Here is a 13,477-nt window from a genome sequence, read left to right as displayed (position 1 = left end):
CTGCAGCAACTGATGAAACGCGGTGTTATGATGTGACAAAGCCTGAATCCTTTGTGATTAAAGTGTTTGCTCGCACACTCATTTTACTCACATGGATTCAGGCTTTCTTATTTATCCCAAACTATGGGACAGCAGTGGCCTCTCAGCCGGTTTTTTTGTGTCTGAGCATAAGCCCTTGGCTCACACGGGATTATCGATATCCACAAAACGCACTTCCAAGCCGTATTCCCGGGCCAGCTCTTCGCCAAGTGCTTTGGCACCATACCGCTCAGTCGCATGGTGACCCGCAGCGATATAATGCACGCCATTTTCGCGCGCACTGTGAACCGTCCGCTCTGAGATTTCGCCAGACAGGTAAGCATCCAGACCCAGCTCAATCGCCTTGTCGATATAGTCCTGCGCTCCACCGGTGCACAATCCGATTGTTTTGATCAGGTGATCCCCACCCTTAATCAGGACAGGCTCGCGCCCTAACGCCTTTGCAATGCGTGTTCCGAGATCGTTCAGGCTAAGCGCTTCGTCAAACTCACCAACAACACCAATACTCAGCGGATTACCCGCCTCCAGACCATCTGTAACCTCGATATCCAGCAGCGCCGCTAACATGGCGTTATTGCCAATCTCAGGATGGGCATCCAACGGCAGATGATAACCGATCAGGTTTATATCATGCTGCAATAGGGTTTTCAGGCGGCGTTGCTTCATTCCGGTAATACATGGGTTCTCACCCTTCCAGAAGTAACCGTGGTGCACCAGCACTGTGTCAGCGCCCCATGCGACAGCCTCATCCAACAGCGCTTGAGACGCAGTCACACCGGTCACCACTCGGCTGATCTGCTCAGCACCTTCGACCTGTAAACCATTGGGCGCGTAATCACGAAAGCGCTCGGGGCTAAGTCTTTGATCCAGATAGCGGATCAGTTCTTTCCTACTTATCGACATATAATCCTGATTCAGATTCACATAACCATTGTTATCTTCGTATAATTCTAAAATCCCTTATAACCTTCAACCCCCGAGACCATGCGACGATTCTCTTTTTTGCTCTGGCCCGTGATCACAGGTATTTTTGCGGCGATTATTCTGCTGCAATTTTTTCCTGACCTGTTTGCACCGAAGGTCACAACCGTTGAGATTCGCCAGACCAACCAGGCTAACTCCCAGCCTGCAACCGGTCTTGGGCACGGCCCGGTTTCTTATGCTGATGCCGTCAATGTAGCCGCCCCCGCGGTGGTAAACATCTACACCCGCACATTGGTTCAGCAAAAAGCGCCGTTGAAAGATGATCCGTTTTATCAGCAGTTTCTGGAACGTCGCGATACACCTCAGCGTCAGCGTATCGAGTCTAGCCTAGGGTCAGGGGTGATTCTCAGCCCACAGGGCTATATCGCCACCAACAACCATGTGATTGAGGGAGCCGACAGTATCGTTGTTGCGCTGAAGGATGGTCGCGAGGCAATGGCTACGCTGGTTGGAAATGATCCGGAAACCGACCTGGCCGTGTTGAAGGTCGAGCTGGGGGACCTGCCAACTATCACCCTATCCGACTCCGACACTCTGCAGGTGGGTGACGTTACCCTCGCCATCGGCAATCCGTTCGGTGTTGGCCAGACGGTTACGATGGGCATTATCAGCGCCACGGGCCGCAACAGCCTGGGCCTCAACACCTACGAGGACTTTATCCAAACCGACGCAGCAATCAACCCCGGTAACTCTGGTGGGGCTCTGATCGACGCCTACGGCAACCTGATCGGCATCAATACGGTCATTTACACTAAATCCGGCGGCTCTCAGGGTATCGGCTTCGCCATCCCATCCAATCTGACAAAACAGGTGATGCAGGACCTGATTCAACACGGTCGCGTTATCCGGGGCTGGCTAGGGATCGAGGTACAGGAACTCACTCCGCAACTGGCCGAGTCCTTCGGTATGGCCGATACCCGCGGCCTGATTATTGCCGGCATCTTCCGAAACAGCCCGGCTCATATTGCCGGTATGCAGCCGGGTGACATTATGGTTTCCATCAACAAACAGCCGATTCAGGACCGTCGAAGCTCCATGGATCAAATCGCCAAATACAAACCGGGCGAAGAGATCACGATTGAAGTGATCCGTAACAATCAGGAGCTATCACTGCCGGTTAAAATCGTAGAGCGGCCTCGCAGTCGCAGTTAAAGCAATAAATTTCATCCAATAAAAAAGGCTCCCAAAGGAGCCTTTTTTATTGGATGAAAACCGACAAATCAGTCTTCTTTGATACGGTATTCTGCAGAGCGTGCGTGCGCCGTCAGGCTCTCACCACGCGCCAGTACAGATGCCACCTTACCCATCTCCGATGCACCATCCGCAGAGAACATGATCAGGGATGAACGCTTCTGGAAATCGTAGACTCCCAGCGGAGAAGAGAAACGCGCCGTTCCGGACGTTGGCAGTACGTGGTTTGGTCCTGCGCAGTAGTCGCCCAGCGCTTCTGCTGTGTAGCGCCCCATAAAGATCGCTCCGGCGTGGCGCACCTGTGGCAGCAGCGCTTCCGGTTCTTCCACAGACAATTCCAGGTGCTCAGGAGCGATACGGTTGGTCACTACCATCGCTTCATCCATATTCTGCACTTTAACCAACGCAGCACGGTCACGCAGGGAAACAGAAATAATGCCTTCGCGCTCCATGGTTGGCAGCAGCTTGTTGATGCTTGCTTCTACCGCATCGATAAAGTCAGCATCTGGAGAAACCAGAATGGACTGGGCGTCCTCATCGTGCTCTGCCTGAGAGAACAGGTCCATGGCAATCCAGTCTGGATCGGTTTTCCCGTCACATACCACCAGGATCTCGGATGGACCTGCGATCATATCGATGCCAACCACACCAAACACTGCTCGTTTAGCGGTTGCCACGAAGATGTTACCCGGACCTACGATCTTATCGACCTTAGGTACAGTTGCAGTACCGTAAGCCAATGCTGCAACAGCCTGAGCACCACCAATACAGAATACCCGGTCAACACCTGCCAAAGCAGCAGCCGCCAAGACCAGCTCATTCACCTCACCATCCGGGGTTGGTACAACCATGATGATCTCACCAACACCCGCTACTTTGGCTGGCATTGCATTCATCAACACTGATGATGGGTAGGACGCTTTACCGCCTGGTACGTAAAGACCAACGCGGTCCATAGGCGTCACCTTCTGACCGAGCATAGTGCCGTCAGCTTCGGTGTACTGCCAGGATTCACCTTTCTGGCGTTCGTGGTAACTGCGTACACGCTCTGCCGCGGTTTCCAGTGCCTGACGCTGCTCCTTTGGCAAATTATCCAACGCTTGCTGTAAACGAGCCTGGCTCATTTCCAACTCTGCCATACCGACTGCTTGCAGACGATCAAACCGGTTGGTGTACTCCACAACCGCTGCATCACCGTCAGCCTTTACTCGTGTCAGAATCTCATCAACGATCTGATTGACCTTAGTATCGGACACCGCCTCCCAAGCCAGCAGCTTATCCATCTGCTCGGCAAAGTCCGCCTGCTGCGAGTCGAGCCGCCTGATATTCAGTTCACTCATGCTGTCGCCTCCGCTTCCCGGGCAGCAACAGCCTCCGCCAGCTTATCCAGAATTGGCTGAATCATACTGTGTTTCATTTTCATCGACGCTTGACCGACCACTAGACGGGAACTGATATCATCATCAATCGATTCCATCGGCTCAAGACCATTAGCACGCAGAGTATTACCGGTATCAACAATATCAACGATACGGTCAGCCAAGCCCATGATTGGCGCCAACTCCATTGCTCCGTAGAGTTTAATGATGTCGACCTGAACGCCCTGCTTGGCAAAGTAGTCCCGAGTCACATTGACAAACTTGGAGGCTACCTTCATTCGGCCTTCGACAGGCTGAGCATCTTTCATACCTGCAACCATCAGTTTGCAACGGGCAATCTTCAAATCCAGTGGCTCATACAGGCCTTTAGCACCATGTTCCAGCAATACATCCTTACCGGCGATACCCATATCTGCGCCGCCATACTCAACATAAGTTGGCACGTCAGTGGCACGGATCACTACAAACTTGATATGTTCATGGTTGGTATCAAAGATAAGCTTACGGCTACTAAAGATATCCTCAGCTGGAACAATGTCAGCGGCTGCCAGCAACGGCAGTGTTTCTTTGAGGATACGCCCTTTGGACAGCGCGATAGTCAGTTGCTGCTTCATGCTACTCTCAATACCTGTATTTAACCTGGTACACGCTTGATACGCGCACCCAACAATTGCAGTTTCTCTTCAATACACTCGTAACCGCGGTCGATATGATAGATACGATCAATAATCGTATCGCCATCACTCACCAACGCGGCGATAACCAGACTTGCCGATGCACGCAGATCCGTCGCCATAACCGGTGCAGCCTGCAATCGTTCTACACCTTCAGTTACAGCTGTATTACCATCAATGGTAATTTTTGCGCCCATGCGGATCATCTCCTGCATGTGCATGAAACGGTTTTCAAATACCGTCTCTTTAATCTTGCCTACACCTTCAGCCACAGCATTCATCGCAGCGAACTGAGCCTGCATATCGGTTGGGAATGCAGGATACGGCGCGGTAGTAATATTCACTGCCTTCGGGCGCTTACCGTGCATGTCCAGCGCAATCCAGTCCTCACCGGTCGTGACATCCGCACCGGCTTCGGTGAGTTTTTGTAATACCGCATCCAGAATGGTTGGATCGGTATTCTTCACCTTCACACTGCCACCGGTTGCAGCCGCCGCTGCCAGGAAAGTACCTGTTTCAATACGATCAGGCTGTACGTCATAGTGACAGGAATGAAGCGCTTCCACACCGTTAACAACTATGGTGTCAGTGCCTGCTCCCTGAATGTCTGCACCCATCGCATTCAGGCAGTTAGCCAGATCCACCACTTCCGGTTCGCGAGCTACGTTTTCCAGAATAGACTGACCTTCAGCCAGCGCGGCAGCCATCAGGATGTTCTCTGTGCCGGTTACCGATACCACATCAAAGAACACACGAGCCCCCTGCAGACGTCCTTCGCGCTTCGCTCGGATATAACCGCCCTCAACAACTACATCGGCACCCATAGCACGCAGGCCCTGAATGTGCATATCCACCGGACGAGAACCAATTGCACAACCACCAGGCAGTGAAACCTCAGCTTCACCAAAGTGAGCCAGCAGAGGCCCCAACACCAGAATCGATGCACGCATGGTTTTGACCAGCTCGTAGGGAGCAACGGTCTCAGTCAGTGTGCCGGCATTGATCTCAACACACATTTTTTCGTCAATCACCAGATCAACGCCCATGCGTCGCAACAATTCCAGCATGGTGGTAATGTCATGCAGATGCGGCAGGTTACCTATTTTCACAGGCTCTTTAGAGAGCAGCGCTGCTGCCAGAATTGGCAACGCAGAATTTTTTGCGCCCGAGATTTTCACCTCTCCACGCAGCGGAGAACCGCCTGAAATAATCAGTTTGTCCATTGACTTACCCGAAGTTCACTGGAGGGTTATTTTGGCAGTGCGTCCCACTGCTCAGGCGTGTAGGCCTTGATGGTCAGGGCGTGGATGGTGCCGTCAGCAATATATTCGTTCAGACATCCGTAAACCAGCTGCTGCTGCTTCACGGGACGCAGTCCGGCAAACTGAGGGCCCACAACGGTTACCTGAAAATCACATCCCTCACCGGCGGTGTATGCGGTGCACCCTTCGAGCTTGGACTCGATGATCTGTTTGACGTCTTCAGCTTGCATCTGATACTCCAACTGGCGACTTAAGCAATAGTTCAAATAAACGCGAAATCATACCGGAATGGAACAAAAAAGGCGATCCGTAGGATCGCCTTCTGGACAGCGGGAATCAACTAAGGCACTGACTAAGACCCACTAAACCTGCGATTGATTGCATCTCGTCCGGTACATTAACCGGTTTTAAAGTGATATTGAGTGTTTCAGCGCGTCTCAAACCACACATCCAAAGCGACAGGGCAGAACTATCGACGCGGGTTACGCCGGAAAAATCCACAACCACATCACCCTTCATCTCCTCCAGCAGCTGATCCAGCCTTTCACGAACGGACATAATATCCGCAAACTGCAACTTGCCGGTTAAGCGAACCTCGTTCTTCCCGGCACGCTCAACACTCCAATCAGCCATTTCCTGCGGCGCTCGCATCCGGATCAACATGCTCCTTCCACAGAGCGACAGTCCTACCCACATCACCACGGGATTTCTGTGCCAAGTCCGCAAACTGGTTCTTAAATGTCAGACGCAGGTTCACACCATCCAGCATTACGTTAACCAGACGCCATTCGCCCTGTTTTTTACGCATGTAATAAACCAGCAAGTACTTGGTACCTGCTCCGGACGTCACTTCAACAGTAACAATCTGCTTGTCAGGCTTTGGGCTCTGTTTTTTCGCAGGGACAATCTCGTAGCCCTTGATATCGAACCCAACGATCGCTTTGGCATAGGTTTTCAGCAACGTTGTACGGAACACATCTGAAAACTGAGTGCGCTCATCAGCTGATGCCTTGCGGTAATACTTACCCATCACCAGCTTGGAGATGTAAGGAAAATCAACCACAGGTTCGAGCAGGCCATCGATCTCTGACATCAACGCATCAAACTGGGCTTCTTCTCTGTAGCTTGGATCTTCCAGCAGAGAAAACATCTTTCCGGTAGCATCGTCCACTACCTGGCTGGCCTCTTCCCAAGATGCAGTAGCTGGCATTGCCACCATCAGCATAAAAGCGGAAACAATAACCGCAACACGACTAAACAGCTGCTTAATCATAGATAACCCTTACTCTGAAACTTCATTGAAGAGGAACTTACCAATTAAGTCCTCCAGCACCAGTGCCGACTGGGTATCTTCGAAGAAATCTCCGTCCTGCAGATACTCCTCTTCTGCACCAACGACAACACCGATGTACTTCTCACCCAACAAGCCCGAAGTCAGTATAGAAGCAGAACTGTCGATGGACAGGAAATCCACCTCTTGATGAATCTCCATCTCAACCAGCGCCTGCAGCGCATCCTCATCCAGACGGATATCACTTACCTGACCAATCAGCACACCCGACATGGTCACTTTGGAGCGCTCGGTCAACCCCCCAATGTTTTCAAAACGTGCATAGACCTTGTAAGTGTTCTTACTTTCCAGATTAAGGCCGCTCACGTTCAATGCCAGCATCAACAAGGCAACCATGCCCGCCAGCAAAAAGGCACCAACTCCGATCTCCATGACCCGGATGCGCATACTATAAATCTCCAAACATTAATGCAGTCAGAACAAAATCCAGTGCCAGCACTGAAAGCGAAGAGTACACCACGGTTTTAGTGGTGGCTTCACTGATTCCTTCCGACGTCGGAACACAATCGTAACCCTGAAACACTGCAATCCAGGTGACGACAAAACCAAAGACCACTGCCTTGATCAATCCATTCAGGATATCTTCACGGAAATCGACAGAATTCTGCATATTTGACCAGAAAGATCCTTCGTAAATCCCCAGCCAATCAATACCTACGAGCGCACCACCCATAACCCCCACCAGGGAGAATATAGTCGCCAGCACCGGTAAACAGATAAAACCCGCCCAGAAACGAGGTGCAATAATCCGTCGCAACGGGTCGACCCCGATCATTTCCAGGCTCGATAACTGCTCAGTCGCCTTCATCAGGCCGATTTCGGCAGTCAACGCCGATCCGGCACGACCGGCAAACAACAACGCAGTCACCACTGGTGCCAACTCACGCACCAGACTCAAAGCCACCATCTGGCCCACAGCCTGCTCGGAGCCGTAGTCCACCAGAATCGTATAGCCCTGCAGGCCTAGAACCATGCCGATAAACAGGCCGGATACAACAATAATAATCAGCGACAATACGCCGACAAAATGAATCTGCTTAACCACCAGCGGAATCATGGTGTACGGCTGCGGACGGGCAACCAGTGCCTGCATCAAAATAATGCCTGCCGAACCAAACGATTCCAGTTTTTTTAATCCCTTATGCCCAAGACGGGCAACTAAATCCAGCATACTCAGCTGTCCTGCAACAGTTCTGACTGATAATCCCCTGCCGGGAAATGGAACGGCACCGGGCCATCCGGCAATCCGTCGATAAACTGACGAACTTTCTGAGAGGATGTATTGGTGATCTCTTCCGGTGTACCGCGGGCAATCACTTCAGCATCGGAGATCAGGTAGATATAGTCTGCAATTCCCATCGTTTCCTGAATATCGTGGGAAACAATAATGCTGGTATGGCCCAGCGCACGGTTAAGGCGACGAATCAGATTGACCAAAACGCCCATCGCGATCGGATCCTGGCCCGCAAACGGCTCGTCGTACATCACGATTTCCGGGTCCAGCGCAATCGCTCGCGCCAAGGCCACACGACGCGCCATACCGCCCGACAGTTCACTCGGCATCAGATCTCGCGCACCACGCAGGCCAACCGCGTGGAGTTTCATCAACACCACATCACGGATCATCTCTTCAGACAGATCCGTATGCACCCGCATCGGAAACGCTACGTTCTCGTAAACACTGATATCGGTAAACAGCGCGCCGCTCTGAAACAGCATCCCCATACGGGCACGCATATCGAACAACTCACGTCGACTGAGGCTTGGAATATCTTTTCCTGCAACCAATATAGAGCCCTGATCAGGCTTCAACTGCCCACCGATAAGTCTCAGCAACGTGGTTTTACCAGTACCCGAAGGCCCCATAATGGCGGTGATCTTACCTCGTGGCACCTGAATATCCACGTTGTTATAGATCGCCCGCTCTCCGCGCGCAAAGCTCAATTGTTGTATGTCGATGATGACGTCTTCGAAGCTATCCATAGGCCTAATAGATGCACGGAGCCCTGACCGGTTCATTCATTTCGCTACCTTTGCAAAACTTCACGAATGAAATACGGCCCAAATCTCCCTGCCATAGTTCAAAAGGGGGCAAATTGTAACACTGAGGTCTTTAAATCTGAACAAATTATAGTGCTGTACATTGCATAAGATTATTCCGCCCGCCGCGGCAAACGGCGTTTAATCGCATTGCGCATTCTGTTTTAATAGCCCCTCAAAATAACGGCAACGAGAGAAGTAATGCTCTACCCTTCACTTGCAATCATCACTGGACTGGTTCTTTTGGTATGGAGCGCAGACCGATTTGTCATCGGCGCAGCTGCCACAGCCCGCAATTTCGGCATGTCACCGATGCTCATCGGCCTGACAATCGTGTCCTTCGGAACATCGGCCCCCGAAATTCTGGTGTCCTATATGGCGTCCATCAACGATGCAGGTGACCTGGCCGTCGGTAACGCCCTGGGTTCGAACATTGCCAATATTGCCCTGGTACTGGGCATCACCGCCCTGATCGCGCCCCTGCCGGTTAAATCAGGTGTCTTGCGTCGCGAGATTCCGCTGCTGCTGGGCATCACAATCATGGCCGGCATGTTGTTGCTGGACCTGAAACTCAACATGACCGACAGCGTCGTACTTCTGGCGATGCTGGCCCTTAGCCTCTATCTCTTCCAACGCTTCCAAAAAACCGCTTCCGCTGAGGAAAGCGAAGAGGAAGAGGAGGAACTGCCCGAACTCAAGACCGGCATCGCCGTGTTCTGGCTGGTCTTTGGCCTAATCATTCTTGCCGGAAGCTCTCGTCTACTGGTCTGGGGCGCTACAGAAGTTGCCCTGGCGCTGGGTGTGAGTGAACTTGTGATCGGTTTGACGATCGTAGCTATCGGCACCAGCCTGCCTGAACTGGCCGCGTCAGTAGCAAGTGCTATGAAAGGGCACCACGATATGGCGATCGGTAACGTGGTGGGCTCCAACATCTTTAACCTGGTTGCGGTTATGGCCGTACCGGGCCTGATTGCGCCATTGGACATCGACAGTATGGTAATACTGCGTGATTACAGCACCATGCTGGCACTGACAGTAGCCCTGATGGTATTTGGCTTCCTGCAAAAGCCGCCGTCGATCAGTCGCACCGAGGGTGCACTGCTGGCAGCGGTGTATGCAGGCTATCTGGTCCTGCTATACAATATGGCGGTTTAATTTCAGTCCCTGAGAGTACTATGACGAAACAAGCTGATTTTCTGGCGTCTGCACGCCGCACCATCCAACTGGAAGCAGAAGCAGTACAGGAACTGGAAAACCATCTGGACGGTGACTTTCAGCGCGCATGCGAACTGATGAGCCAGTGTAAAGGCCGCATCATCGTAACCGGCATGGGCAAATCCGGTCATATCGGACGTAAGATCGCTGCCACTCTAGCAAGCACCGGCACTCCGGCATTCTTCGTACATCCGGGTGAAGCCAGTCACGGTGACCTGGGCATGTTCACGCGAGACGATGTAGTTCTGGCGCTGTCCAACTCTGGCGAAACCTCTGAGATCGTCACCATCCTGCCGCTGTTCAAACGTATCAATATCCCGTTGATCAGTATGACAGCCAAACCGGATTCCAACCTCTCCCGTGCTGCGGATGCCAATCTGCATATCGGCGTTGAAAAAGAAGCCTGCCCGCTAAACCTGGCGCCAACGTCAAGCACCACCACCCAGCTTGTACTGGGTGATGCACTGGCAATTGCCCTGCTTGAAGCCAAAGGTTTCAGTGAAGAAGACTTTGCCTTTTCTCACCCGGGGGGCAGTCTGGGCCGTCGCCTGCTGCTCAAAGTCGAAAACGTCATGCATACCGGTGCAGACGTACCAAGCGTTAAAGCAGGCACCCTGTTGTACGATGCGCTGTTCGAAGTCACTCAGAAACGTCTGGGCATGACTGCGGTACTGGACGACGATGGCGCAGTAATCGGTATCTTTACCGACGGCGACCTGCGTCGCGCGCTGGATCAGGACGTGAACCTGAAGAGCACTCCGATCGAACAGGTGATGACCGCCAACTGCACCACCATCAAAGCCGATATTCTGGCTGCCGAGTGCCTGCAGATTATGGAAAGCAAAAAAATCAATGCGCTGCTGGTTGTCGACGATGCCAACAAACCGGTAGGCGCACTGAACATGCACGACCTGCTAAAAGCAGGCGTACTCTGATTTTATCGCCTTTTAATGAACACTGCGTTTTAACAATTTAGCTGGAGCACGCCGTTATGGACTGGTGTCAGGACCTGACTGACGAACAGATCACGAAACTACAGGACGTTAAACTGGCCGTTTTTGATGTTGACGGCATCCTGACCAACGGCCAGCTTCTGTTCCTGCCGGACGGCCAGGAAGTGAAACAGTTTAATACCCTGGATGGGCTTGGTATCAAGCTGCTGGAAAAAGGTGGTATCGAAACCGCCATCATTACCGGTCGCCGCTCACCGCAGGTGGAACTGCGCGCCCGTGCCCTGGGGATTACCTACCTCGAACAGGGTCGGGAAGACAAGCTGACCGCCCTGCAGGAGCTGTGGCAGCGTAGCGGACACAGTGCCGAGACCACCGCCTATATCGGTGACGACCTGCCTGACCTTTCCGCTATCCGTGCCGTTTCCTTTGGTGCGACCGTGCCTAACGGCCATCCGCTGGTACAGCAACATGCCGACTGGTGCAGCAAACGCCGTGGTGGAGAGGGTGCTGGCCGCGAATTCTGCGAAAAGATCCTGGCTGCTCAGAACAAGCTTGACCAGATTCAGGAGCCCTACCTGTAGTGCTTAGTGCCCGTATTCGCCTGTTTATTGCTGCCTTTCTGCTAGGCCCGATCCTGTTGTACTGGGGACTGGGCATTGCACCCAGTGAGCGCCGCACAGAACCACCCCGCGCCCTGCAGGAAGGCGAAGATTACTTCGCCACCAACACCCATACCCGGGTGTTTAACCAGCAGGGAAAGCTTGAACAGGAACTGGTGACACCGCGCCTTGACCACTATCCGGATCAGCAGATCAGTGCGTTAACCAAGCCACATATTGTGCTTTACGGAGAAGATGGCACCGTAACCACAACCGACTCCGATAAAGGCACGCTACCCGACGACCGCAGCAAAGCCTTGCTATCGGGTAATGTTCGCGTTAATGATAGGTCCACCACCGGTGTCGAGACTCGCGTCCTGACGGAAAAGCTGACGCTCTACCCCGATACCAAGTTTGCTGAAACAGATCTACCCGTTACCATTCTGTCCGACAACGTACGATACGACGCGGTAGGCATGACGGCCTCGTTTGAAGAGCAAACGCTTAATCTGTTATCCAATGTCCAGGGAAAGCATGAGAATGAGAAATAAGTTTCTGGCGCTGATGGTCACCGCACTGTTCAGCGTGACGGCACAGGCCCTGCCGGAAGACAGGGAAAAGCCTATCCACGTCAGCGCCGATAGTGCATCCATCGATGAAAAAACCGGCTTTACGGTCTATCTCGGTGACGTCAAGATCACCCAGGGCACCCTGCTGATCGAAGCCGATCGCGTAGAATTACAACGTGGTGATGAGGGCGTAGAAGTGGTCACCGCCTATGGCGAACAAGCCCATTTCCGCCAGAAACCAGATGTAGATAAACCGTACACCGATGCCTGGGGTGACACCATTATCTACAAGGTCGAAAAAGAGCACCTGACGCTGAAAAAGAACGCCAAGGTAATCAGCGAGCAAGACACCTTCACCGGTGACCGCATTCTCTATAACCTGAAAACCTCAATCGTAGATGCCTTCAGTGACAGCAAAGAGGGTAGCGCCGGTCGCGTAGAGATGATCATCCAGCCGTCCAAAAATAAGGATGCTCAATGAGTAAGTTGCAGGCGAGCAACCTGGCAAAAAGCTATAAAGGCCGCGAGGTCATCAAAGACGTATCCCTCTCCATCAAAAGTGGCGAGATCGTCGGTTTGCTGGGCCCCAACGGCGCCGGCAAAACCACCTGCTTCTACATGATTGTTGGCCTGATCCGCGCAGATCGCGGCAAGGTCATGATCGATAAGCAGGAGATCACCCAACTTCCGATGCACGGCCGCGCCCGTTGCGGCATTGGTTATCTGCCGCAGGAAGCTTCGATCTTCAGGAAACTCAGCGTACGTGACAACATCCTTGCGATCCTGGAAACCCGCCAGGATCTGGATAAGCAGCAGCGCGAGAAAAAGATGTTCGAACTGCTGGAAGAGTTCCACATCACCCACATCATCGACAGCCTCGGCATGAGTCTGTCCGGTGGCGAACGTCGCCGTGTAGAGATTGCGCGCGCACTGGCAACCGAACCGTCCTTTATCCTGTTGGATGAGCCGTTTGCCGGTGTAGATCCGATCTCCGTCAACGACATCAAAAGTACAATCAAGCATCTTCAGAGCAAAGGGATCGGTATTCTAATCACCGACCACAACGTACGTGAAACCCTGGATATCTGTGAAAAAGCGTACATCGTAAGTGAGGGCACAATCCTCGCAAGTGGTGCCCCGGATGCTATTATGCAGAATAACGCCGTGCGTGCTGCCTACCTGGGTGATACATTCCAGCTCTAAGCTGTTAAAAAAGCTCCA

The 13,477-nt window shown here is 52.6% G+C and carries 17 protein-coding genes; 7 read left to right on the top strand and 10 right to left on the bottom strand.

Annotated features, from left to right (window positions below; all coding sequences use genetic code 11):
• Positions 1-180: 180 nt before the first annotated feature.
• Positions 181-942: a Nif3-like dinuclear metal center hexameric protein gene (locus tag ACEQ15_RS14445; RefSeq protein ID WP_370279914.1), complete on the bottom strand. Its 762-nt coding sequence runs from the start codon at positions 940-942 to the stop codon at positions 181-183.
• Between the two features lie 81 nt (positions 943-1,023).
• Here ACEQ15_RS14445 and ACEQ15_RS14440 point away from each other — a divergent pair, with 81 nt between their 5' ends.
• Positions 1,024-2,175, top strand: coding sequence for a S1C family serine protease (locus ACEQ15_RS14440; RefSeq protein WP_370279913.1), 1,152 nt, complete (start codon positions 1,024-1,026; stop codon positions 2,173-2,175).
• 68 nt (positions 2,176-2,243) lie between these two features.
• On the opposite strand, the gene hisD is transcribed toward ACEQ15_RS14440, so the two are convergent.
• From hisD to ACEQ15_RS14395, 9 genes are all read right to left on the bottom strand, one after another.
• Complete coding sequence (hisD, locus tag ACEQ15_RS14435) at positions 2,244-3,554, bottom strand: histidinol dehydrogenase (RefSeq protein WP_370279912.1); 1,311 nt, start codon at positions 3,552-3,554, stop codon at positions 2,244-2,246.
• A complete protein-coding gene (gene hisG / locus ACEQ15_RS14430) occupies positions 3,551-4,207 on the bottom strand; it encodes an ATP phosphoribosyltransferase (protein ID WP_370279911.1) in 657 nt (218 codons plus the stop codon). Before hisG ends, hisD begins: the two co-directional genes overlap by 4 nt.
• 20 nt (positions 4,208-4,227) lie before the next feature.
• Positions 4,228-5,490 carry a UDP-N-acetylglucosamine 1-carboxyvinyltransferase gene (gene murA, locus ACEQ15_RS14425; protein ID WP_370279910.1) on the bottom strand — a complete coding sequence of 421 codons (1,263 nt, stop codon included), beginning with the start codon at positions 5,488-5,490 and terminating at the stop codon, positions 4,228-4,230.
• A gap of 26 nt (positions 5,491-5,516) precedes the next feature.
• Positions 5,517-5,759 (bottom strand): BolA family protein, encoded by a 243-nt coding sequence (locus tag ACEQ15_RS14420; RefSeq protein WP_370279909.1) that lies wholly within the window; start codon positions 5,757-5,759, stop codon positions 5,517-5,519.
• Between the two features lie 106 nt (positions 5,760-5,865).
• The gene (locus tag ACEQ15_RS14415) at positions 5,866-6,192 is read right to left on the bottom strand and encodes a lipid asymmetry maintenance protein MlaB (protein WP_370279908.1); all 327 of its coding nucleotides are present in this window, start codon (positions 6,190-6,192) and stop codon (positions 5,866-5,868) included.
• Positions 6,155-6,802 (bottom strand): phospholipid-binding protein MlaC, encoded by a 648-nt coding sequence (locus tag ACEQ15_RS14410; RefSeq protein WP_370279907.1) that lies wholly within the window; start codon positions 6,800-6,802, stop codon positions 6,155-6,157. The genes ACEQ15_RS14415 and ACEQ15_RS14410 overlap by 38 nt, the downstream gene beginning before the upstream one ends.
• 9 nt (positions 6,803-6,811) lie before the next feature.
• On the bottom strand, positions 6,812-7,267 hold the full coding sequence (mlaD, locus tag ACEQ15_RS14405) for an outer membrane lipid asymmetry maintenance protein MlaD (RefSeq protein WP_370279906.1): 456 nt from the start codon (positions 7,265-7,267) through the stop codon (positions 6,812-6,814).
• 1 nt (position 7,268) lies between these two features.
• A complete protein-coding gene (gene mlaE, locus ACEQ15_RS14400; protein ID WP_370279905.1) occupies positions 7,269-8,051 on the bottom strand; it encodes a lipid asymmetry maintenance ABC transporter permease subunit MlaE in 783 nt (260 codons plus the stop codon).
• Between the two features lie 2 nt (positions 8,052-8,053).
• A complete protein-coding gene (locus ACEQ15_RS14395; protein WP_370279904.1) occupies positions 8,054-8,863 on the bottom strand; it encodes an ATP-binding cassette domain-containing protein in 810 nt (269 codons plus the stop codon).
• A 258-nt stretch (positions 8,864-9,121) separates the two neighbouring features.
• Here ACEQ15_RS14395 and ACEQ15_RS14390 point away from each other — a divergent pair, with 258 nt between their 5' ends.
• The 6 genes from ACEQ15_RS14390 to lptB all read left to right on the top strand — a co-directional run bounded on the left by ACEQ15_RS14390 (position 9,122) and on the right by lptB (position 13,459).
• Positions 9,122-10,075 (top strand): calcium/sodium antiporter, encoded by a 954-nt coding sequence (locus ACEQ15_RS14390; RefSeq protein WP_370279903.1) that lies wholly within the window; start codon positions 9,122-9,124, stop codon positions 10,073-10,075.
• A gap of 20 nt (positions 10,076-10,095) precedes the next feature.
• Positions 10,096-11,070 (top strand): KpsF/GutQ family sugar-phosphate isomerase, encoded by a 975-nt coding sequence (locus ACEQ15_RS14385; RefSeq protein ID WP_370279902.1) that lies wholly within the window; start codon positions 10,096-10,098, stop codon positions 11,068-11,070.
• Positions 11,071-11,144: 74 nt separating this feature from the next.
• Positions 11,145-11,669 (top strand): KdsC family phosphatase, encoded by a 525-nt coding sequence (locus ACEQ15_RS14380; RefSeq protein WP_370279916.1) that lies wholly within the window; start codon positions 11,145-11,147, stop codon positions 11,667-11,669.
• Positions 11,669-12,238 (top strand): LPS export ABC transporter periplasmic protein LptC, encoded by a 570-nt coding sequence (gene lptC, locus ACEQ15_RS14375; protein ID WP_370279901.1) that lies wholly within the window; start codon positions 11,669-11,671, stop codon positions 12,236-12,238. Before ACEQ15_RS14380 ends, lptC begins: the two co-directional genes overlap by 1 nt.
• A complete protein-coding gene (lptA, locus tag ACEQ15_RS14370; protein WP_370279900.1) occupies positions 12,228-12,737 on the top strand; it encodes a lipopolysaccharide transport periplasmic protein LptA in 510 nt (169 codons plus the stop codon). Before lptC ends, lptA begins: the two co-directional genes overlap by 11 nt.
• Positions 12,734-13,459: an LPS export ABC transporter ATP-binding protein gene (gene lptB / locus ACEQ15_RS14365; RefSeq protein ID WP_370279899.1), complete on the top strand. Its 726-nt coding sequence runs from the start codon at positions 12,734-12,736 to the stop codon at positions 13,457-13,459. The genes lptA and lptB overlap by 4 nt, the downstream gene beginning before the upstream one ends.
• Positions 13,460-13,477 lie beyond the last annotated feature (18 nt).

Origin of the sequence: Pontibacterium sp. (genome assembly GCF_964228735.1) — a bacterium.
In the GTDB taxonomy this organism is placed as follows: domain Bacteria; phylum Pseudomonadota; class Gammaproteobacteria; order Pseudomonadales; family Balneatricaceae; genus Pontibacterium.
The sequence above is the reverse complement of the archived record's forward strand: the minus strand, read 5'-3'. Positions and strand labels throughout refer to the sequence as shown.

Bases quoted from the DNA above. Each gene is read 5' to 3' on its own strand.
- hisG (WP_370279911.1), bottom strand. From the start codon at position 4,207: ATGAAGCAGCAACTGACTATCGCGCTGTCCAAAGGGCGTATCCTCAAA.
- mlaE (WP_370279905.1), bottom strand. From the start codon at position 8,051: ATGCTGGATTTAGTTGCCCGTCTTGGGCATAAGGGATTAAAAAAACTG.
- ACEQ15_RS14385 (WP_370279902.1), top strand. From the start codon at position 10,096: ATGACGAAACAAGCTGATTTTCTGGCGTCTGCACGCCGCACCATCCAA.
- ACEQ15_RS14415 (WP_370279908.1), bottom strand. From the start codon at position 6,192: ATGTTGATCCGGATGCGAGCGCCGCAGGAAATGGCTGATTGGAGTGTT.
- hisD (WP_370279912.1), bottom strand. From the start codon at position 3,554: ATGAGTGAACTGAATATCAGGCGGCTCGACTCGCAGCAGGCGGACTTT.
- ACEQ15_RS14445 (WP_370279914.1), bottom strand. From the start codon at position 942: ATGTCGATAAGTAGGAAAGAACTGATCCGCTATCTGGATCAAAGACTT.
- murA (WP_370279910.1), bottom strand. From the start codon at position 5,490: ATGGACAAACTGATTATTTCAGGCGGTTCTCCGCTGCGTGGAGAGGTG.
- mlaD (WP_370279906.1), bottom strand. From the start codon at position 7,267: ATGCGCATCCGGGTCATGGAGATCGGAGTTGGTGCCTTTTTGCTGGCG.
- ACEQ15_RS14420 (WP_370279909.1), bottom strand. From the start codon at position 5,759: ATGCAAGCTGAAGACGTCAAACAGATCATCGAGTCCAAGCTCGAAGGG.
- ACEQ15_RS14395 (WP_370279904.1), bottom strand. From the start codon at position 8,863: ATGGATAGCTTCGAAGACGTCATCATCGACATACAACAATTGAGCTTT.
- lptA (WP_370279900.1), top strand. From the start codon at position 12,228: ATGAGAAATAAGTTTCTGGCGCTGATGGTCACCGCACTGTTCAGCGTG.
- lptB (WP_370279899.1), top strand. From the start codon at position 12,734: ATGAGTAAGTTGCAGGCGAGCAACCTGGCAAAAAGCTATAAAGGCCGC.
- ACEQ15_RS14390 (WP_370279903.1), top strand. From the start codon at position 9,122: ATGCTCTACCCTTCACTTGCAATCATCACTGGACTGGTTCTTTTGGTA.
- ACEQ15_RS14440 (WP_370279913.1), top strand. From the start codon at position 1,024: ATGCGACGATTCTCTTTTTTGCTCTGGCCCGTGATCACAGGTATTTTT.
- ACEQ15_RS14410 (WP_370279907.1), bottom strand. From the start codon at position 6,802: ATGATTAAGCAGCTGTTTAGTCGTGTTGCGGTTATTGTTTCCGCTTTT.